The sequence below is a fragment of the Streptomyces sp. H39-S7 genome (assembly GCF_027158205.1).
GTDB lineage: Bacteria > Actinomycetota > Actinomycetes > Streptomycetales > Streptomycetaceae > Actinacidiphila.
Genome location: NZ_JAPVLU010000071.1, coordinates 1 through 20,067, shown reverse-complemented (window position 1 = coordinate 20,067; position 20,067 = coordinate 1). Strand labels below are relative to the sequence as shown.

Sequence of the window (20,067 nt, the reverse complement as noted above, 5' to 3'; positions counted from 1 at the left end):
CATAACATCCGGTGCTGTGACCGCAAGGCTTGCTGACATCGCAACCCAGGCGGGTGTCAGCGAAGCAACGGTCAGCCGGGTCCTCAACGGCAAGCCCGGCGTATCAGCCACCACCCGCGAATCCGTGCTGGCCGCGCTCGATCTGCTCGGCTACGAACGGCCCGTCCGGCTGCGGCAGCGCAGCGCGGGCCTGATCGGCCTGATCACCCCGGAGCTGGAGAACCCGATCTTCCCGGCGTTCGCTCAGGTGATCGGCCAGGCGCTGACCCGCGACGGGTACACCCCGCTGCTGGCCACCCAGACGCCGGGCGGCTCGACCGAGGACGAGCTGGTCGAGATGCTCGTGGAACGCGGCGTCGCCGGAATCATCTTCGTCTCCGGTCTGCACGCCGACTCCACCGCCGACACCGAGCGGTACGCCAGGCTGCACGGCCAGGGCGTGCCGTTCGTGCTGATCAACGGCTTCTCGGAGAAGATCAAGGCCCCGTTCGTGTCTCCGGACGACCGGGGCGCGATGCGGCTGGCCGTCACCCATTTGGCGGCACTCGGACATGAGAAAATCGGACTGGCGGTCGGACCGAAGCGCTTCGTGCCGGTACTCCGCAAGATCCAGGGGTTCATCAGCAGCATGCAGGACGTGCTGGGACTGACCACGGAGCAATCCGAACACTTGATCCAGCACTCCCTGTACACGCTGGAGGGCGGCCAGGCCGCCGCGACGGCGCTCATAGCGTCCGGATGCACCGCGATCGTCTGCGCGTCCGACATGATGGCGCTGGGCGCCATCCGGGCCGCACGGCAGCAGGGCCTGGCGGTGCCCGAGGACGTCTCCGTCGTGGGTTTCGACGATTCCCCGCTGATCGCCTTCACCGATCCGCCGCTGACCACCATCCGCCAGCCGGTGGCCGCCATGGGGCAGGCGGCGGTGCGGGCGCTGCTCGAGGAGATCGGCGGCACCCCCGCCCCGCACAGCGAATTCGTCTTCCTCCCGGAGCTGGTCGTCCGCGGTTCCACGGCCGCGGTTCCGAGCATCCGGACCCCCCCGCTGCTGGTCCAGCAGGCGGCCGGGAGGCATACATCGAATGCACAGGGACCTGCCGGCGTCTGAGCGGCGAGCTCCCGTGCGTCTGGCAGACTATTCCTCCATGGGGGAACCGACCGCGAAGATCCTGGACGGCCGCACGGCCGCCCCGCCGCGCTCCATCGGTTCCACTGATTCCGATGGAGCGCCGAGCGAGGGCCCTGCGGCACCTCGCCATACCTTCGTGTCACGGCTCCGCACCCCCCGCAGACCGCGTCTGTGGTTCGAGATCGCCCTGATCGCGGTCAGTTACTGGGTGTATTCACTCGTCCGGAACGCCGTGCCCGAGCAGGAGCCGGCGGCGATGCGGCACGCGAACGCGATCTGGAAGCTGGAGAACCACCTCGGCCTGGCCGTCGAGCACAGCGTCAACCACGCCGTCAACTCGGTGACTTGGCTGATCGTAGGGATGAACTACTACTACGCGACGCTGCACTTCGTCATCACCATCGGCGTCCTGGTGTGGCTCTACCGCTGGCATCCGGGCCGCTACGGACCGGCCCGCACGGTCCTCTTCATCACCACCGGCATCGCGCTGGTCGGCTTCTATTTCTACCCGCTGGCACCGCCCCGGCTGATGCAGGGCATCGACTTCATCGACACTGTCAAGGCGCACCACACGTGGGGCTCGATGGCCTCCGGCGACCTGGCGCAGGTGTCGAACCAGTACGCGGCGATGCCGTCCATGCACATCGGCTGGTCGCTGTGGTGCGGCATCGCGGTCGCGACGCTCGCCCGGCCGCTGTGGGTCAAGGTGCTGGGCATCCTGTACCCGCTGGCGACCCTCATCGTGATCATCTCGACGGCCAACCACTTCTGGCTCGACGCCATAGGGGGCGCCGTCTGCCTGGGTGCCGGCTTCGCCCTGGTCTTCGCGTTCTACGGCCGCTACGTCTACCGCCTGCCGCGCTACCCGGCCACCGCCCGCCGGCGGTGAACGGGCACGGCTGCCCGCTGCCCGTGCGCGGCCGTCACGCCTCGTACTCGTAGAACAGCCGCTCGACCACCGCGCGGGCCCGCCGGGTCGTCCGGCGGTACTCCTCGACCATGTCGCCGACGTGACCCGCCGAGTACCCCAGGTAGCGGCCCACGGCGGCGAGCTCCCGGCCGTCGCCGGGGAACGTGTCCCCGGGGCGGCCGCGGACCAGCATCACCGCGTTGCGGACCCGGGTGGCCAGCACCCACGCCTCGTCGAGGACCGCCGCGTCCTCGGCGCCGACCAGGCCGGCGGCGTGCAGGGCGGCCAGCGCCCGGCGGGTGCGGGTGGTGCGCAGTTCCTTCAGCCGCCCGCCGTGCTGCATCTGCAGCAGCTGGACGGTCCACTCGACGTCGGAGAGCCCGCCGCGGCCGAGCTTGGCGTGGGTGGTGCGGTCGGCGCCGCGCGGCATCCGCTCGGTCTCCATGCGGGCCTTGAGCCGCCGGATCTCCCGCACCGCGTCGTCGCCGAGCCCGTCCGGCGGGTACCGCAGGGGGTCGATCAGCTCGATGAAGCGCTCGCCCAGCCCCTCGTCCCCGGCCCTGGGGTCGGCGCGCAGCAGCGCCTGGCTCTCCCACCCCAGGGACCAGCGCCGGTAGTAGGCGGCGTACGAGCCGAGGCTGCGGACCAGCGGTCCGCTCTTGCCCTCGGGGCGCAGATCCGCGTCCATGAGCAGCGGCGGGTCGGGGGTGGGGATCTGGAGCAGCCGGCGCAGCTCGTTGGCGATCCTGAGGGCCTGTCCGGCGGCCCGGTTGTCCTCGGCGCCCTCGAACGGTTCGTGCACGAACATCACGTCGGCGTCCGAGCCGTACCCCTGCTCGCGCCCGCCGAAGCGGCCCATGCCGATGACCGCGAAGCGGGTCGCCAGCGGCCCGTCCGCCGCCTCGACGGCGTTCATGGCGGCCCGCAGGGCGCCCATGACGGTGGTCGCGTTGATGTCGGTGACGGCGGTGCCCACCGCGTCCACGTCCAGCTCGCCGATGACGTCGGCCGCGGCCGTCCTGAACAGCTCGCGGCGCCGGACGCCACGTACCGCGGTGACCGCCTGCTCGGGGGTGCCGGCGCGGCCGACCGCGGCCAGCACCTCCTGTTCGAGCGCCGGCCCGGTGCGCGGCTGCAGGCCCTCGGGGGCGCCGAGCAGGGCGACCGCCTCGGGGGCCCGCATGAGCAGGTCGGGGGCGAGCCGGCCGGAGGAGAGCACCCGGGCGAGGTTCTCGGCGGCGGCGCCCTCGTCCCGCAGCAGCCGCAGGTACCAGGGGGTCTTCCCGAGGGCGTCGGAGACCTTGCGGAAGCCGAGGAGCCCGGCGTCCGGGTCGGCGGAGTCGCCGAACCAGCCGAGCAGGACGGGCAGCAGGGTGCGCTGGATGGCGGCCTTGCGGCTGACGCCGCTGGCCAGCGCCTCCAGGTGCCGGATGGCCGCGGCGGGATCGGCGTACCCCAGCGCCTGCAGCCGCTGCCGTGCGGCGTTGGCACTGAGCCGGGTCTCGACCGGTTCGAGCTGGGCGACCGCGTCGAGCAGCGGCCGGTAGAAGAGCTTCTCGTGCAGGCGGCGCACCTCGACGGCGTGCCGCTTCCACTCCCGGTTCAGCTCGGCGACGGGATCGGCGCGAAAGCCCAGCGAGCGGCCGAGCCGGCGCAGCCCGGCCTTGTCGTCGGGCACCAGGTGGGTGCGGCGCAGCCGGTAGAGCTGGATCCGGTGCTCCATCAGGCGCAGGAAACGGTAGGCGGCGTCGAGCGAGGCGGCGTCGGCGCGGCCCACGTAGCCGCCGGCCGCGAGCTGGCCGAGCGCGGTGAGCGTGGTGCCGCTGCGCAGTGAGGAATCGGTTCTGCCGTGCACCAACTGCAGCAGCTGCACGGCGAACTCGACATCCCGCAGCCCGCCGGGACCGAGCTTCAGCTCCCGCTCGACGTGCGCGGCGGGGATGCCCTCCACGACGCGGCGGCGCATCTGCTGGACGTCGGTGACGAAGTGGTCGCGGTCGGCGGCCTGCCACACCATCGGCGAGAGCGCCTCGACGTACGCCAGGCCCAGCGCCCGGTCGCCCGCCATCGGCCGGGCCTTGAGCAGCGCCTGGAACTCCCAGGTCTTGGCCCACCGCTTGTAGTAGGCGACATGGCTGGAAAGCGTCCGCACCAGCGGGCCGTTCTTGCCCTCGGGCCGCAGGTTGGCGTCGACCGGCCAGATGGTGCCCTCGGCGGTGGTGTCGGAGCAGACCCGCATCATCCGGGCGGCCAGCCGCGTCGCCGCCCGCATCGCGGCGACCTCCTCGGCGCCCTCGACCGGCTCCGCCACGAAGATCACGTCCACGTCCGAGACGTAGTTCAGCTCGTGGCCGCCGCACTTGCCCATCCCTATCACCGCGAGCCGGCACAGCGCCGCGTCCGCCGGCGCCTCGGCGCCCGCGATGGCGAGGGCCGCGCGCACGGTCGCGGTCGCCAGGTCCGCCAGCTCCGCGGCCGTCTGCACCAGGTCGCTGGTACCGCACACGTCACGGGCGGCGATGGCCAGCATGCAGCGGCGGTAGGCGGCCCGCAGCAGGTCGGGGTCGGTGGCCGAGGCCAGCCCGCGTTCGAACTCGGCGACGCCGGGGTGCAGGTCGGCGGACTCGTACGTCACCAGCGCGTGCCAGTCGTGCGGGTGCCGGGCGAGGTGGTCGCCGAGTGCCTCGGAGGCGCCGAGTACGCCGAGCAGCCGGTCGCGCAGCGGCTTGGCGCTGGTCAGGGTGTCGAGCAGCGTCCGCCGCTCGCCCTCGTCCAGCACCTCCACCAGCCGGACCAGGCCCAGCAGCGCCTGGTCGGGGTCCGCGGTCGCGCCGAGCGCGTCCAGCAGCACCGGATCGGTCCGCACCGCGGTCAGCCCCGCGGCCTCCACCAGGACCTCGGCCGCCGCCGGATCGGTGAACCCGTGGCGCAGCAGCCGGGAGAAGGTGCTGCTCCGGCGCCCCTGCGGCAGCGACATCTCGCCTCCGGTACGTCTTGCCTCGTCTTGCCTGCGATCAAGGTCCCAGCTGAGCGTAACCGCCCGGCCGCCGACCTGGAACGGTTCCGCCGCGCGGCGACGGCAGCGCCGGGCCGGAGAGCGGGGTGCCGCCGGTCCGAGCGGATGGCTGAGCCCGTGCCGCCGGCGGGCCGAGCCCGGCGCGTGCACCCACCCCGTTCGTTCTTCGGCCATTCACGTCGGCAGAGCTTCTCTGTTCCACCGGCCGCTCCTACGCTGACACCGCTCCGCGCCCCCACCCCCCACCGGAGGTAAGCCGTGTTCGGCCTGTCGAAATCCGTACCGCGTCCCCTCACCGCCCTCGCCGCAGCCCTCGGGCTGGCCGGCGCGTCCGTCGGGCTGTGGGCCGGCCTCGGCGGCGCGTCCACCGCGAGCGCCGCGGCCGCCGTCCCGACCCCGGACCACGTGATCGTCGTGATGATGGAGAACCACGCGTACAACCAGGTGATCGGGAGCTCCAGCGCCCCCTACATCAACTCGCTGAAGACCGGCGGCGCGAACCTCACCGCCTCGTACGGCATCACGCACCCGAGCCAGCCGAACTACTACCAGGTGTTCTCGGGCAGCAACCAGGGCGTCACCGGCGACAGCTGCGTCACCCCCGGCTTCAGCTCCGCGCCCAACCTGGCCTCCGAGCTGATCGCCGCGGGCAAGACCTGGGGCAGCTACAACGAGACGCTGCCCAGCCAGGGCTCCACCACCTGCAGCAGCGGCAAGTACGCGCAGAAGCACAACCCCTGGTTCGGCTTCAGCAACGTGCCGACGTCCAGCGCCAAGACGTTCGCCCAGTTCCCGACGGACTACACGACGCTGCCGCAGATCTCCTTCGTCGTGCCGAACCTGTGCAGCGACATGCACGACTGCTCCGTCGGCACCGGTGACACCTGGATCAAGAACAATCTCGGCGCTTACGCCACGTGGGCCAAGACCCACAACAGCCTGCTCATCGTCACCTTCGACGAGGACAACCGGCTGGCCGGCAACCGCATCCCCACCGTCCTCTACGGACAGCCCGTCACCCCGGGCAGCACCTCGTCGACGAAGTACACCCACTACAACCTGCTGCGCACCCTGGAGGACATGTACGGCCTCCCGCACGCGGGGAACGCCGCCTCCGCGTCCGACATCACCGGCATCTGGACCAGCTGACCATGAGTGGGGCCGGCGCCATGACCACCCGGAACCGGCTGCTGATCCTCGTCGCGGCGCTCGCCGTGCTCGCCTGTGTGGCGGGCGCGGCGGTCTGGCACGCCTCCGACCGGGCCGCCCGCAAGGACACCGAGCAGGCGGGCGGCCCGCCCGTCGTCCAGGGCACGGTGTCGCTGGCCCCGGCCGGACCCCGCCTCATGGTCTTCCGCAACATGGCGTGGGGGCCGCACCGCGACGAGCTGGCCACCGTGCCCGCCGCCTCGCCCGGGGCCATCCGGACCGCCTCGGGCGTCCACTGCCTGCGCTTCCACGCCGCCGCCGGCACCGGGATCTGCCTGCAGACCGTGCACGGCGCCGTCCAGGACACCTACCGTGCCGTCGTCCTCGACTCCCGGCTCCAGGAGACCCGCCACTACCCGCTGACCGGCATCCCGACCCGCGCCCGGGTCTCGCCCAGCGGCCACCTCGCCGCCTGGACGGTCTTCGTCGGCGGTGACTCCTACGCGGGCACCAACTTCTCCACCCGCACCTCGCTCCTCGACGTACGGACCGGGAAACTCGAAGCGAGCCTGGAGGAGTACACGATCCTCAAGGACGGCCGCCGCCACCGCGCCGCCGACGTGAACTTCTGGGGCGTCACCTTCGCCGACGACGGGCACTTCTACGCGACGCTCGCCACCGGCGGCAGCACGTACCTCGTGCGCGGCGACATCGCGGCCCGCACCGTGACGACACTGCGGTCCAACGTCGAGTGCCCGTCGCTCTCCCCCGACGGCACCCGCCTGGTCTTCAAGAAGCGCGTCGCGGGCCTGTCCCCCGACGCTCCCTGGCGGCTCTACGCCCTCGACCTCGCCACGCTGCGCGAGACCCCGCTGGCCGAGGCCCGCAGCGTCGACGACCAGGCCGTCTGGACCGACGACCGCACCGTCGCCTACTCGCTGCCGGGCGACTTCGGCGCCGACCTCTACACGGTCCCCGCCGACGGCACCGGCGCGCCCCGCGCCCTGACCCCGGCGGCCCTGGCCCCCGCCTGGATCGGCTGACGCGCGGGCGGTCGGTCAGCCGGGGTCCGCGGGAACGCAGTGGACGGTGATCCGCTGGACGAGGTTGTTGCCGAACCCGCCGCGGTTCCACGGTTGGGTGAGGGGCTGGGTGTTCCCCCCGGCGTCGGTGGCACGGGCGCCGAGCACCTGGCTGCCGGGTTGGGCCGTCCAGAGCGCCCGCCAGCCGCGCCAGGCCCGGTCGTGTCCGTCCGGCGGGTCGAGTTCGGCCTCCCGCCAGGAGCGTTCGCCGTCCGTGCTCACCTCGACCCGCGTGACCGGCGCCATCCCGGACCACGCCCTGCCCTCCAGCAGCACCGGCCCGGGGCGTACGACCCGGGTCCTGGACATGAAGTCGGGGAACCCCGGCGGAATCATCAGCGCGCGCGGGGCGATCCGGGTGACCGGCTCGCCCTGCTCACCGGCGCGCTGCCGGTAGCGGTACGCGACCGCCGGCTGGAATCCGGTGAACGGCGTGTCGGTGAGCGTGATCTCCCGCAGCCACTTCACGTGCGCCATGCCGTACCAGCCGGGCACCACCAGCCGCAGCGGGTGACCGTGCTGCGGTGGCAGGGGCAGGCCGTTCATCCCGTACGCCACCAGCACCTCGGGATCGCGGCCGGTCGCCACCCCCACCGGCAGACTCCACCGGTACTCCTGCTCGACCCCGCGCTCGACCCCGTGGTCGGCCCCGCCGAAGACGGCCTCGACGGCCTCCGGCCGCACTCCCGCCTCGGCGAGCAGCACGCGCAGCGGCACCCCGGTCCACTCGGCGGTGCCCACCCCCTCGACCAGCCACGGCTGGCTCACCGGCCGGGGGGTGAGCCGCGCCCGGCCGTTGCCCGCGCACTCCATCGTCACGCGGTGGGTGACGGCGGGGAAGGACCGCAGCGTCGCCATGTCCAGGGTCAGCGGCGTCCGGACGCCGCCTCCCACGGTGAGCCGCCAGTCGTCCTCGCGGGCGGCGGGGATGTCGTAGTGGACCAGTACGTAGTGCAGTCCCGGCGGGGTCAGGTCGTAGCGCAGGGCCTCCAGCGGCAGGCCGTGGTTGCGGGCCGCGAGTGCGAGTTCGTCCGCGCCGATCCCCTCGGCGGGCTCCGCGAGGCGTCCGGCCGGGCTGATGTCGCCGTAGCGTCCGTCCATACCTTCATGGTGCGCTCCGGGGCCGGGGAGGGCACTCGCCGGAGTGCGGTCCGCACCGGGCGGCGGGATGCTGGAGATATCGGCCCCGGGTCCGCGATGCCCATGACCGACGAGGGATGCGAAGGCGTCGGCGCACCCGCCCACCGGCGGCCCGACCGGGAGCGGCCGGGCGGGGAGGCGGCCCGAGTCTCGCCGAGGAGATCGCCATGGACGGCACCACTCTGGAAGCGATGCGGAGCGCGCTGCGCGGCCCCGTCATCGGTCCCCAGGATTCCGCATACCCGCAGGCCCGCGAGGTCTACAACGCCATGGTCGACAAGCGCCCGGCCGCGATCGTGCGGTGCTCCGACGCGGCGGACGTCATGGCCGCGGTCGACTTCATCCGCGACCAGGGGCTGGAACTCGCCGTCCGGGGCGGCGGCCACAGCGGCGCCGGCCTGTGCCTGGTCGACGGCGGCGTCACCGTCGACCTGTCGCCGATGCGCTGGGCGCGCGTCGACCCCGCCGCGAAGACCGCCCGGGTCGGCGGCGGCTCCACGCTCGGCGACCTCGACCACGCCGCCCACGCCTTCGAGTTGGCCACCCCCGGGGGCATCATGTCCACGACCGGCATCGGCGGCCTGACCCTGGGCGGCGGCCACGGCCACCTCACCCGCAAGTACGGCCTGACGATGGACAACCTGGTGGCCGCAGACGTGGTGCTCGCCGACGGCAGCTTCGTCACCGCGAGCGAGAACGACCACCCGGACCTGTTCTGGGCGCTGCGCGGCGGCGGCGGCAACTTCGGCATCGCCACCTCGTTCCGCTTCCGGCTGCACCCGGTGCACACCGTGGGCCTCGCGATCAGCCTCTGGCCGGTCGACCACATCCACGAGGTGCTGCGCTGGTACCGCGACTTCCTGCCGCAGGCGCCCGAGGACCTCAACGGCTTCTTCGCGGTACTCGCCGTCCCGCCGGCCCCGCCGTTCCCCGAGGAGATCCACGGGCACAAGATGTGCGGCGTCGTGTGGTGCTGGACGGGCGACCCGGACGGCATCGAGCAGGCGCTGGCCCCCGTGAACGACGCGGGTGCGCCGGCTTTCCACTTCTCGACGCCGATGCCGTACCCCGTGCTGCAGAGCATGTTCGACGAACTGATCCCCAAGGGCCTGCAGTGGTACTGGCGCGGGGACTTCTTCAACCGGATCACGGACGACGCCATCGACGTGCACGCGAAGTACGCCGAGAACCTTCCCACCGCCCTGTCGACCATGCACCTCTACCCGGTCGACGGAGCCGCCCACCGGGTCGGCCCGGACGACACCGCGTGGGCCTACCGGGACGCCGTCTGGTCCGGCGTCATCGGCGGCATCGACCCCGACCCGGCCAACGCCGAGGCCGTCAAGGAGTGGTGCGTCAGCTACTGGGAGGACCTGCACCCGCACTCCATGGGCGGCGGCTACGTCAACTTCATAGGAGCGGGCGAGAGCCAGGACCGCGTCCGGGCCACCTACCACGACCACTACGACCGCCTCGCGGCGATCAAACGCACCTACGACCCGTACAACCTCTTCCACGCCAACCAGAACATCGAACCGGCCGCTTAGGCCGGGTCGCCAGGCCCCGGCGAACCGGCAACGGGCCGGCGGCACGAAGCCGCCGGCCCGAACACCCGCCGCTACAGGTTGGGCAGGTTCTTGCGGAGCTCGAAGGCCGTGACCTCGCTCCGGTACTCCTCCCACTCCTGCTTCTTGTTGCGCAGGAACTGATCAACCGCGCTCAGCTCCACGGAAGCACGGTACGGGCAACGCTGTGATCAGCCTGGGAGCCGTCGTCAACGGTCGTCGATAGTCGTCCTCGGTGACCCTCAGGCGGCCCCCAGGCGGCCCCGCAGCTGATGACGTTTCAGGCGGTCAGAGCGCTCGTAGAGTGGCACAAACCTCCTCAGCCACACCAAGCACGTAATCCAGTGGCGCGATTCGGCCACCAGGGTGATAATGGCTCCAGTGACGCGGGACGCGCGTCGCTACGTCCTCCCCCAGAAGCGCCGACTTCCACGGGCGGAATGGCGAGACCCAACCAGCGCAGCAGTAGAGCGCCGAGGTCGACCCGACGTAGCGCTAGATGTGTCCCCTGCCGCTCTTACTGACGCGGGCCAGATCCGCGGCTTGGTGAGTGCGCGAGCTGGTTTCGGCGTCCTCCAGCTCCCGCGTGTAGTGACCCGCGGGAGATCGGCTTCCGTGGTTCTAGGGAGCTTAAAGGAGACCCCTGACATGGCATACATCCCGAGTAGCGGCGAGCCCACCGTAAACGGTGAGCGCACCGAACTCTCCAAGCCCATCCGCCGCGTGCCCGCCGTCCCTGATCCCAAGCTGCACAGGGAAATCCGCGCTGGCCTGAAGAAGCGCGGAATGGCGGACCACGTGGCGGGGGCGATCTCCACCATCTGGACCGACCCCGCTGCGGTCCTCCCCCAGATCGCGAACCCCCAGCGTCGGCGTATCCCCGGCGCCTACCTTCTGGTGATCTCTGGAACGGTCTACACCTCCCGTCTCGTTCCGGACCCGCTCAACCCCCGCAACGCTGACCATGTCCCCTTCGCCCTGGCCCAGGACCAGGGAGCACCTCCGGCGACCATGGTCCCCGCCGTGCAGGTGGGCGAGGGGGAGCTGGCCATCCGCGTCGCCAGCCGCGAAGCGCTCGCCGAGCAGGTCGACTGGGCGATGGAGACAACCCGTGACCGGAACCGCCCCGTCCCGGATATCGCCGAGCAGGGCATCATGGACCCCCCGATCGGGGTCGCGACGACCGTTTCCTACGACGGAACTGATGAGAGCGCCACCACGCACATCGTGGTTCGCGAGGGGTCGAGCCGCGTCAGCCACGGCTTGTTCCACGTAGGCACCTCCGCCGAAGACATCCTGTTCTCCCTGCCGCGCAGTGCCAGTGCCATGCAGGCGCACATCGACGCCATCAACAGCTCCATCGCGAAGCCGGACCCGGACATCCTGGACAATGAGCGGGCTGCGATCCGCTGCGCGGTCGTGGACTTCGAACTGATCATCGGGGTTGTTCCCGATGTCGACGGCGCGGTCGATCTGTCCCAGGCCATCAAGGCCCGCGTAGCCCAGGACCACCTCAACACCAAGGAACAGTGGTCCGACGCGGCCAAGAACACCGCGCTCTCGGAGGAGTGCCTCATCTCCGCCCGAGCGGCTGGAGCCATCTCCAGCAACAGTCAGGCCGACTGGCTGGCCGGCCGCCTCACTCCGAAGGAGGCGGCCGCCCATAAGCTCGTCCCTTACGGCGACGACCGTGCCGCGCGGGCGATCCACCTGTTTACGACCAGCGACCCCAAGATCCACAACGCTGTGCGCAGGCCGATTGCCCTGGTCCTCACCAACGAGCCCACGGGGCGACGCAAGCGAGCCCTGGTCAACACCAAGACCAAGCTGCCGCTGGCCGTGGAGCTGATCGTAAGGGAGAAGCGCGGAAGGGCCTCCGAGTCTGAGATCACGCGCTACCGGAAGACCCTGACGGACGCGCTCCCCCAGGATCTGCACAAGGCCGTGTGGCATCCGACCGAACTGTCGCCCGAGGAGCTCTTCCAGGCCGCCCAGAAGGAGCAGGAGGCAGAGGCCGACGACTGTCCTGCCACCAAGGAGCTGTGGGTGCGCGGAGCCTACGTGCTCGCCAAGCACGGTGCGATCAGCGGTCCCCGGCACGACGAGGGCCCCGGCGGAGACCGCCGGAGTGCCAGCGTCGTCATGGCGGCTCTCGTCGAGAGCGACCGCGGGCTGCGCCACCTTCGCCAGGCCATCGAAGACGACCGTGCGGGAGTGACCCCCCGACAGGTGGACGACCAGGGTCAGCCGCGCAAGGACGGTGAGGGAAAGGACATGCCCCTCACCAGCGACTTCATCCGGGTCGCGCTCGTCCCCAAGGAGGGCACACCACTGCCGCCCCTGGACCCGACCGCGGCCGTGCGTGAGCACTACAAGCGGGGAGTGCAGTCCACCAAGAACGCACTCCGCGCGCTGGAGACGGAGATGCGGAACCTGGGCGCCCTGAAGGATGCCGACGACATCCCGCTGATCGAGCGCGACGGACGTGTTCCCGCCCGCCTGCTGATGGACAAGTTGAACGAACTGGCCGACGAGGCAAAGGAGTGGTGGGAGAAGGCGGTCGAATCCCAGGGAAACGGCCCTGCGTCTCCTCCGGCGAGCAGCAACGACGCTGATGGCGAGGCGGCAGCCTGATGAAGCTGGGCACATTCAACGCGCTCGCAGAACTGTGCGGTACGCACCTGCTGCGGGCCGTCCCTGAAGAGCTGGAGCCTCTCCCCGAGTTCATGCCGGACGCCTCCTGCGCGGTATACATCGCCGTCGACTCCCGAGGTCACGTCGGGTACGTAGGATCCGTGTGCCGGCCGAAGGACGGTCGCGGGCTCAGCAGTCACGTCCGCGAGTACCTCGACACGCTTCCCAAGACCGACACGTGGGTGGGTATCTATGCCCTCCTCCTGCATCCGGACACCCCGGAACCGGAAGTTCGCCGCATCGGTGGCGACATTGCCGGCTGGCTGCTGCCTTACGATCGGGAGCGCTGGCCCAGGGCCAGCTAACATCCCGTATCAGCAGTCCAGCTGCGGAAAGCGTTTGGCCCCTTCTATTGCCCCGCCGGGTACTAGAAGGGGCCAAACGCTCAAGCGCCCTAGCCACCCCGAATAACGTCGGACGCCAGTCGATATCTTCTCAGCCATGCAGGCAGGGGTGAGGCGGCCGACCTCCGCACCGCGGGACCGGCGCATAAGGCAACCTTCTCAACAGGCGATTTCTACATATCCGCCCTTGAGGAAGGTATGGACAGGATAGCGTGTGAGTACACATGCACGGCAGCACACAGGGGGCTCTATGACAAAGGTGACGCGGACGCGGCGGATTGAGCGGGCAGGGGTAAATTCTCTCCGCGCCCTCCTGGAAGAACACGATCAGATCGTCCAGGAGATTGATGGCGGCAACGACTATGGCGAAGACCTATTCGTTATGCTTACCAAGAATGGGCACAGGACTGGCGTGAGCATTTCAGTCCAAATTAAGAGCGGTGCCAAATATAAGCGATCCAGTGGCTATGCGATACCTATCGACGACCACGGAGATGACTGGCGAGATAGCCTGCTTCCGGTCTTCGGGGTTGTGTTCGACGTTGAAACCAGGCGACTTTTCTGGACCAACCTCACCCAGTCGCTGATTGAATCCCCCTCATCCACCTGGATTCAATTGGATCGCGCTAATGAACTGACGGAATCCACCGTTGAACAGTTCATAGAGCAAGCACACGCGTATGCGCAAAAGAGGTCCGAAGCAGGACATGGCATAAGTCTGCAAGTATATCCGATTTCAGCTATCTCAAGATCTGAGGCATGGTTTGTAGGGCGGGATCGCGAGCAAAGGGAACTCCGGCGCCTACTTTCCTTCGGAGAGCACCGGAGTCTTCTTATCACAGGGATGGCGGGCGTTGGAAAGACGGCGCTCGTGAGCCATATAGTTCGAGATCCTCAGGTGCAAGCCACATTTCCTGGCGGAGTGGCATTCGTAGATATGCAAGGCTTCTCTGGCGAGAGACGCCTTATGGGGCGCCCCGGTGCAGCGTATGCACCGCTTTTGGTTGCGTTAGGATTTCCACTTTCTCAGGTGCCGACTGATATTAACGGCCAAGCCGCAACCTATCACAAATTCCTTGAAGACTGCGCGGATTCGGGCAAGGGCGCGCTTCTCGTATTCGATAATGTTGCCGAGATTTCACAGATCGCGGAACTCTTGCCGAAATCATCGATCCACGGGGCTGTCATCACCTCGCGCGTCAAGCTAGGGATCATCGATCGCCTAGAGATCGTCCACTTGAACTGTATGAATCCGACAGAGTCTGAGGATTTGTTCCGTTCAGGCCTACCCGCCTGTGGACGGGATTTCGACCCCGCCCTCGTTCGGGAGTTGTGTGAGCTTTGTGGCCACCTTCCCCTAGCACTAAGAATAGCTGCTGCTATCGTAAAAGAGGATATTTCCCTCAATTTGAGGGACCTCATTGAGGAACTGGCTGAGAACAAAACACGCCTAGACGTGCTGCAGTATGGAGATTCTGCAGTTCGAGCTGCCCTGCAAGTTTCCTTCCATCACCTCGAAGAAGAGTTGCGAGACCCGTTCTGCAAACTCTCGGTGAATCCTGGGACCAGCATTTCAGAGGAGATGGTCGGCGTAGTATTGGAAACTCCAACCTTGAGAGCCAGGTCGGTACTAAGAAGGTTGGGCCAGGCGAGTCTGATAGCTCGGGGCGGATCATCGACTCGATGGAAGATGCATGACCTTGTATATCTTTTTAGTGCAGAGCAGGCAGAGCAACTAGGGGACAAGAACGAATATAAGCGTTGCTTTTCCAGAATGGTCGAGCGCTACGAGGGAGTTTCGGCGGAGGCTGACTCTGTATTGCGAGGAGCCCCAGATAGCAATGTGCGATTTAAGACTATCCCAGAAGCTCTGGCATGGTTTGATGATGATTGTGCGAACCTTCGGGGCGCCGCCCTTAAGTCACGCGACGCAGGTATGCATGAGGCCTCCTATTACATATCCATGAATCTGACGCTCTATTTCGATCTTCGACTGCGAGTCGATGATGCTCTTCAGTGTGCCATATCCGCGCATGAAGCGGCCCGAGCATTGAAGGATGCGGAGCGCCAAGTCAGAGCATTGAATAACATAGGGTTGACCCTCACTAGTCAACGACGATTCAAAGAGGCAATCCCAAAGCTTACCAAAGCCAATGCGATTGCTGAGAGAATCGGATTCGTTGAAGGGGAATGTGATTCTGTGATTAGTTTGGGCGCAGCTGTTCGGCAACATCAGGGAGCGCGAGCCGCAATTCCCATACTGATCAGGGCCGCAAATCTGGCGAAGAAGTCGGGGAATGCCGGTAGCATCGCCAGTTCTCTGACGAACTTGGGATCCGCATATCGAGAGGCTGGCGAACTTCCCTCTGCCGTTAAAGTCTTGTCGGAGTCTATAGTTTTTCATCAGAAGTCCGGCGACCATAGAAAAGAGGCTTCAGCACACGGCGGGCTTGGGGCCGCACTCTCCAATATGGGGTACCTAGAAGCAGCGGTCGAGTCATTCAGGAAGGCGTTCCCTGGGTACGAAGAAGTACAGGACCTCCTCGGGATCAACCTCACTTGGGCGAATCTGGGAGGTACTTATCTCAAAATGGGCCGGGCGGTGGATGCGGTTACTTGCCTTAAGCGCGCGCTGGAATACTTTGCCAGCGTTGATAACGCCTACTACCAGGCTCTGTGTTTGATGAATCTAGGACAATCTGAGTTGGATGGCGGTAGTCACTCTGGCGCCCGAGACTTCTTCCTGCAGGCACGAACGAAGTACGAGGAATGTGAGGCCCCGGAGGGAGTGCATGCGGCCAACGCTGCCTTGCGGGAACTCGATGAGGCGGAGTAGCCCGCAACAGCCCAAATCGACGCCATGATCCTAGAGTCTCGCCCCAAGGCGGCTGCCGAATGCCGTGGGGTCGGCCGCCCCGGCCAGGAACAGTCCCCTGAACACCCGGACAGGTGGAACACTTGTCCGGCAGCTGAGCGTGGCAGGCTAGTCCGTGACGAAAGAATGCGGAAAGGGAGCGCGAGTGTCACAGCAGGCCAGCCCCCGGGGGACGTTTCTGAAGATTGCCGACGTGGTGAGGGCGCAGATTGAGGCTGACCCGGAGATGACGGAGCTCCCGCCAGTCGCAGAGCTGATGAGTACCCACGGAGTCTCGCGTGGCGTTGTACTGCGGGTATTCGAAGCGCTGCAGAAGGAACGGCTCGCGGAGCCGGTACCCGGCTCCCGCTGGCGTGTGGTCCGGGAGGGCGACCGAGGGGACCGCCGGCCGTTGGACGAGCGGGTCGCCGACGTCATCACGGATGACGGGTTGGACGTGGGGGCAGAGTTTCCGAGTGCGACCGTTCTTTGTGCTCGGTTCGAGGTCTCTCGACCGACCTTGCGTAGAGCTTTGGACAAGCTGGAAGCTGCTGGGCTGCTGACCGCGGGAGGACAGGGCAAGCTACGAACCGTACGAGCCCTGCCCAACCGAGAGGGGCGTTCCTAGCCTTGAGCACGACGGGACTGACCGAGTGGGCCTATCCGCTCGCCGAATCGCTGCTGTCCGAGCCACTGCCGCGTAGGTGGAAGCACTCCCTCGGGGTGGCTGAACGGGCGCGATCGGTGGCGTCCATCCTTGGCGCCGACGCCGAACTGATCGAGGCGGCAGCGGTGCTGCACGACATTGGATACTCGCCTGACCTGGCCAAGACGGGCTTTCACGCTCTGGATGGCGCGCGGTACCTGCGGGACGTTGCCCGTGCTGACGAGCGGGTGACGCGTCTTGTCGCGCACCACTCCTGTGCGTGGATGGAAGCGGAAGCGCGCGGCCTGCGAGAAGAGCTGGAGGGGGAGTTCTCTCCGGAGGCGCCGCTTCTGGTCGACGCACTCTGCTACTGCGACATGAACACCACGCCCGACGGAACGCCGACGAATCCGGTCGACCGGGTGGGCGAGATCGCTGGGCGCTACGGCCCGGACAGCCTGATCGGAACGTTCATCCGTCGTGCGGAGCCGGAGATCCTGTCCAGTACGGCGCGGGTGCTCGGACGGCTCGCCGCGGTCGAGCGTCAGCCGATGTAGGGCGCCGGCCGGCTGCGGTCCATCGCATGCTCGATCCGCAGGCGCATCGTGGGATGGATATCGAACTTCGGCAGGTCCGTTGGGTCGACCCAACGGACCTGCGTCGTCTCGTTGCTCGTACGGACTTCCCCACCTACCCGCCGGGCCCGGAAGCAGATGCTGAACTGCTGCCGAACCTCGCCATCGTCGTACGCCAATACGTGGCCTGGATCCGTGTAGATCCCGGACAGGTCGATGACTTCAGCCTTGATCCCGGTCTCTTCCCAGACCTCGCGCACCACGGTGTCGCTGATGGACTCGCCTACGTCGTGGCCCCCGCCGGGTAGCGCCCACCTGCCGTTGTCGGAGCGCTTGATCATCAGCACTTGTCCTGCATCGTTCTGGATGAACGCCACGACGGACGGCACGACCGAATTCGCCGGCGGGGCATCGGGGTCGTGTAGGTAATCAACGCGTCCCATGGTCAATCTCCCGTGATGTCGTGATCCGTCACCTGACGTGCGCGTCCCCAGGTCTGTTCGATGCTGTTCGCGTAGGTCTCGAACAACCCGCCGCCTGGCAACCGCCGCAGGTGAAAGACCGGCGCCATGTACGCGCCGATGCCGTAGACGTGGGGGTTGACTAGCATCTCGTCATCCGAGCGGTAGAGCGAGTTGTAGAGCGTCGTGTCGTGCAGCCGGAAGCCGATGTCCGGGTGGCTGGCGAAGAGCGGGCGATAGTTCACCAGGGCGTTGCGAATCTTGCTGCCCATGACCCGATGCCCCTCGTCTATGCCCCGCTGTTGCACCGCGGGGCAGTCGGGATCGCCGAGGAGGATGCGAACCTGTGCTGTGCCTTGCACCTTCGCCTTCAAGAGATCGTGGAACTGCGGATCTTCCGCCAGGAAGAAGCCGGAGTAGACGAGGACATCGAGGTACCTCTCTGCTCGGGCGTACATCTCCCGCCACAGCCCAGTAGGCACCATATGCCGATGCGGGTACACGGCGACGATCTCTGCCTTGCTGAGATCTGTGGCGCTGTCGACCGCGCGAGCGTCGTTCCACAATGTCGTGACATCGACCTTGAGCAGGGACGCAGTGGCGTACTGATGGCGCCGGTAGGGCACCTTCCCCTGCGTGATCCAGCGCTCGACAGTCTTCGGGTTGACGTCGATCTGATCGGCCAGCTCCTGTACGGACAGGCCCTGAGCTAAGAGAGCCGACCGTAGCCGTTCGTTGGACATCTCGACCCCCGTTGGGACGTCTTGGGATGTCTTGACGCTAGCGAGATGTACCCGACCTGTCCATTGGCGGGGTAACCAACTCCCCTCACCTGCAGCGATGCTGATGGTGCGCCAAGAAGTTCCGGCGCAAAGCCCAGAAGGTCCGCCGCGCTACTTGACGGAAGCATGATGCAGTACCTGTAATAGAGGTACTGCATCGGCTCTATTGAGAGTCTCTGCAGGATCTTCGCCCGTGCCCGCCTGAACCGGCGGAGCCGAAGGACCGCAACGCCCGGAGGCCTCCAGTGAAACGGGGTCGAAGGAAGCGTCTGACCTTTGAGAACTCAACAGCGTGTTGATCGATACGAGTGTTTTTGGTCCTCGGCGAGCCCCTTCGGGCGCGTCGGGGGTCATGGCCACTCGTCAGTCGACGGGTGGCCGCAGGGCGGCCCCGGTGCGCGAACACCGGAGCCGCTGATAGGGCCGTCCTACCTGGAAGGAACTACGACCCATGAGGTTCATCGGCACTGTTCAGGCGGTTGTTACCGCTGCAGACGTTGAGCGTGAGCCAACGGACGCTGAGCTGGCGGGCATCGAGGTTGAGATGCTCGTGATCCTGGCGGAAGTCGAGTTGCTAGACGCACGGATCATGACGCTCGACCGGCCCGCCTCCGAGGTGGATACACGCCGGATCCGGCGGGCGCAGCGCAAGGTGCTCGCTGAGCGGCGGCGCCTGGCCAACCTCGACCGACAGGTTCCGGCGGGGGTCGGAGCATGAAGCGCCTCCCCAAGACCCTGCTGGTTCTAGCGCTTGTTGGTGTGGTGGGGATGGCGTTTCGGGTGTCGTGGAACGCACAGCGCGATGTCGCGGCCACGGTAGGGGCGGACGGTACGGCCTCGCTGCTGTACCCGTTCGTCGTCGATGGCCTGATGGCGTTGGCGCTCGTTGCCACGCTCGTACTGACCGGCCAGGACCGCACGACCGCCCGGTGGGTGCTGGCCGGGTATACCGCCGCGTCGCTGGTTCTGAACTACGTACACGGCCTGGTTCCCGCGCTGCACGACGGCGGATCACGGATGGTGCTCGCTGAGTGGGCGCCTGCGAATTGGGCGCTGGTGCTGCTGGCTACGTCGCTACCGGTCGGATCGATCTTCTTCGGTTCTGACCTGGTCGCCAAGGTGCTGCACCAGCGGACCGCAAACCAGGATGAATCATCTGTGATGCTGATGAATCAGTCGGTGTCTGACCTGCAAGAGTCGACCCGGCCCTCCGTGTCGGAAGCGCCGGTACGTCCGGCCCTTGAGTCGGCCGATCTGCATCCGGTTGTCGCTCCGATTGCTCAGCCGGTCGCGGCGGCGGTGCAGGCGCCTCGTCGGGCGACCGGTCGAGTGCCCCAGTCGGCCCGCAACCCCCGACCGACCCGCACTCCCGAACAGCTCCTGATCGAGGGGCGCGAGGCCACCGCAGCATGGCCCGGCGATGCTCTGACCGCAGAGGCGATCCGCAGGGAACTGCGGACCGCACCGGCCAAGGCCCGGCTCGTTCGAGACGCGTTGAAAGCTGAGCGCGCCACCGACGGGCCGGCCGACGAGGCGGTGTCCTGATGTCCCTCGTCTACGGAAGGTGCCTCGCATCGGCGGGCTCGCCGAACACGCTGCCAACTGGAGTTCACGCGGGTTCCTTCGCGATGTGCCTGCCGATTGAGGTGCAAGTGGGGAGGTAGGAGCCCTCCTATCAGGCTTGATTGGTACGCGTGAGATGTTCGCAGTAACTGGCACA

General features: G+C 67.6%; 16 protein-coding genes and 1 pseudogene. 12 read left to right on the top strand and 5 right to left on the bottom strand.

The features are described 5' to 3' along the window. The first annotated feature begins 16 nt into the window (after positions 1–16). Both O3X23_RS39440 and O3X23_RS39435 read left to right on the top strand, forming a co-directional pair. On the top strand, positions 17–1,108 hold the full coding sequence (locus O3X23_RS39440) for a LacI family DNA-binding transcriptional regulator (RefSeq protein WP_269278686.1): 1,092 nt from the start codon (positions 17–19) through the stop codon (positions 1,106–1,108). 37 nt (positions 1,109–1,145) lie between these two features. Continuing rightward, positions 1,146–2,018 carry a phosphatase PAP2 family protein gene (locus tag O3X23_RS39435; RefSeq protein ID WP_269278674.1) on the top strand — a complete coding sequence of 291 codons (873 nt, stop codon included), beginning with the start codon at positions 1,146–1,148 and terminating at the stop codon, positions 2,016–2,018. A 34-nt stretch (positions 2,019–2,052) separates the two neighbouring features. Here O3X23_RS39435 and O3X23_RS39430 read toward each other — a convergent pair whose 3' ends face one another. Continuing rightward, entirely contained in the window at positions 2,053–5,016 is a 2,964-nt protein-coding gene (locus O3X23_RS39430) for a bifunctional [glutamine synthetase] adenylyltransferase/[glutamine synthetase]-adenylyl-L-tyrosine phosphorylase (RefSeq protein WP_269278673.1), read from the bottom strand. Between the two features lie 306 nt (positions 5,017–5,322). On the opposite strand from O3X23_RS39430, the gene O3X23_RS39425 reads away from it, so the two are divergent. Further along, positions 5,323–6,204 (top strand): alkaline phosphatase family protein, encoded by an 882-nt coding sequence (locus tag O3X23_RS39425; protein ID WP_443048117.1) that lies wholly within the window; start codon positions 5,323–5,325, stop codon positions 6,202–6,204. A 20-nt stretch (positions 6,205–6,224) separates the two neighbouring features. Further along, entirely contained in the window at positions 6,225–7,247 is a 1,023-nt protein-coding gene (locus O3X23_RS39420; RefSeq protein WP_269278669.1) for a TolB-like translocation protein, read from the top strand. A 15-nt stretch (positions 7,248–7,262) separates the two neighbouring features. Here the strand turns inward: O3X23_RS39420 and O3X23_RS39415 are convergent, their stop codons facing one another. Next, the gene (locus O3X23_RS39415) at positions 7,263–8,387 is read right to left on the bottom strand and encodes a sulfite oxidase (protein WP_269278667.1); all 1,125 of its coding nucleotides are present in this window, start codon (positions 8,385–8,387) and stop codon (positions 7,263–7,265) included. Positions 8,388–8,593: 206 nt separating this feature from the next. Here O3X23_RS39415 and O3X23_RS39410 point away from each other — a divergent pair, with 206 nt between their 5' ends. Continuing rightward, the gene (locus O3X23_RS39410) at positions 8,594–9,973 is read left to right on the top strand and encodes an FAD-binding oxidoreductase (RefSeq protein ID WP_269278664.1); all 1,380 of its coding nucleotides are present in this window, start codon (positions 8,594–8,596) and stop codon (positions 9,971–9,973) included. Between the two features lie 71 nt (positions 9,974–10,044). Here O3X23_RS39410 and O3X23_RS39405 read toward each other — a convergent pair. Beyond that, positions 10,045–10,137: pseudogene (locus tag O3X23_RS39405) on the bottom strand (glutamine synthetase); the annotation flags it as partial. A gap of 502 nt (positions 10,138–10,639) precedes the next feature. Here O3X23_RS39405 and O3X23_RS39400 point away from each other — a divergent pair. The 5 genes from O3X23_RS39400 (at position 10,640) to O3X23_RS39380 (ending at position 17,086) form a co-directional block, all read left to right on the top strand. Then, positions 10,640–12,625, top strand: coding sequence for a hypothetical protein (locus O3X23_RS39400; protein ID WP_269278661.1), 1,986 nt, complete (start codon positions 10,640–10,642; stop codon positions 12,623–12,625). After that, positions 12,625–12,990: a hypothetical protein gene (locus O3X23_RS39395; protein ID WP_269278658.1), complete on the top strand. Its 366-nt coding sequence runs from the start codon at positions 12,625–12,627 to the stop codon at positions 12,988–12,990. The genes O3X23_RS39400 and O3X23_RS39395 overlap by 1 nt, the downstream gene beginning before the upstream one ends. Before the next feature lie 289 nt (positions 12,991–13,279). After that, complete coding sequence (locus O3X23_RS39390) at positions 13,280–15,865, top strand: tetratricopeptide repeat protein (protein WP_269278656.1); 2,586 nt, start codon at positions 13,280–13,282, stop codon at positions 15,863–15,865. A 265-nt stretch (positions 15,866–16,130) separates the two neighbouring features. Next, positions 16,131–16,511, top strand: coding sequence for a GntR family transcriptional regulator (locus O3X23_RS39385; protein WP_331284007.1), 381 nt, complete (start codon positions 16,131–16,133; stop codon positions 16,509–16,511). Positions 16,512–16,513: 2 nt separating this feature from the next. Then, a complete protein-coding gene (locus O3X23_RS39380; protein ID WP_269278649.1) occupies positions 16,514–17,086 on the top strand; it encodes an HD domain-containing protein in 573 nt (190 codons plus the stop codon). On the opposite strand, the gene O3X23_RS39375 is transcribed toward O3X23_RS39380, so the two are convergent. Both O3X23_RS39375 and O3X23_RS39370 read right to left on the bottom strand, forming a co-directional pair. Continuing rightward, entirely contained in the window at positions 17,074–17,547 is a 474-nt protein-coding gene (locus tag O3X23_RS39375; RefSeq protein WP_269278646.1) for an NUDIX hydrolase, read from the bottom strand. The genes O3X23_RS39380 and O3X23_RS39375 overlap by 13 nt on opposite strands. A 2-nt stretch (positions 17,548–17,549) precedes the next feature. Beyond that, positions 17,550–18,308, bottom strand: coding sequence for a helix-turn-helix domain-containing protein (locus O3X23_RS39370; protein WP_269278643.1), 759 nt, complete (start codon positions 18,306–18,308; stop codon positions 17,550–17,552). Between the two features lie 490 nt (positions 18,309–18,798). Between O3X23_RS39370 and O3X23_RS39365 the strand changes: the two genes are divergently transcribed. Together O3X23_RS39365 and O3X23_RS39360 are read left to right on the top strand one after the other, a co-directional pair. Beyond that, a complete protein-coding gene (locus O3X23_RS39365; RefSeq protein ID WP_269278640.1) occupies positions 18,799–19,065 on the top strand; it encodes a DUF6284 family protein in 267 nt (88 codons plus the stop codon). Further along, positions 19,062–19,892 (top strand): DUF2637 domain-containing protein, encoded by an 831-nt coding sequence (locus tag O3X23_RS39360; protein WP_269278637.1) that lies wholly within the window; start codon positions 19,062–19,064, stop codon positions 19,890–19,892. The genes O3X23_RS39365 and O3X23_RS39360 overlap by 4 nt, the downstream gene beginning before the upstream one ends. Positions 19,893–20,067: the final 175 nt, after the last annotated feature.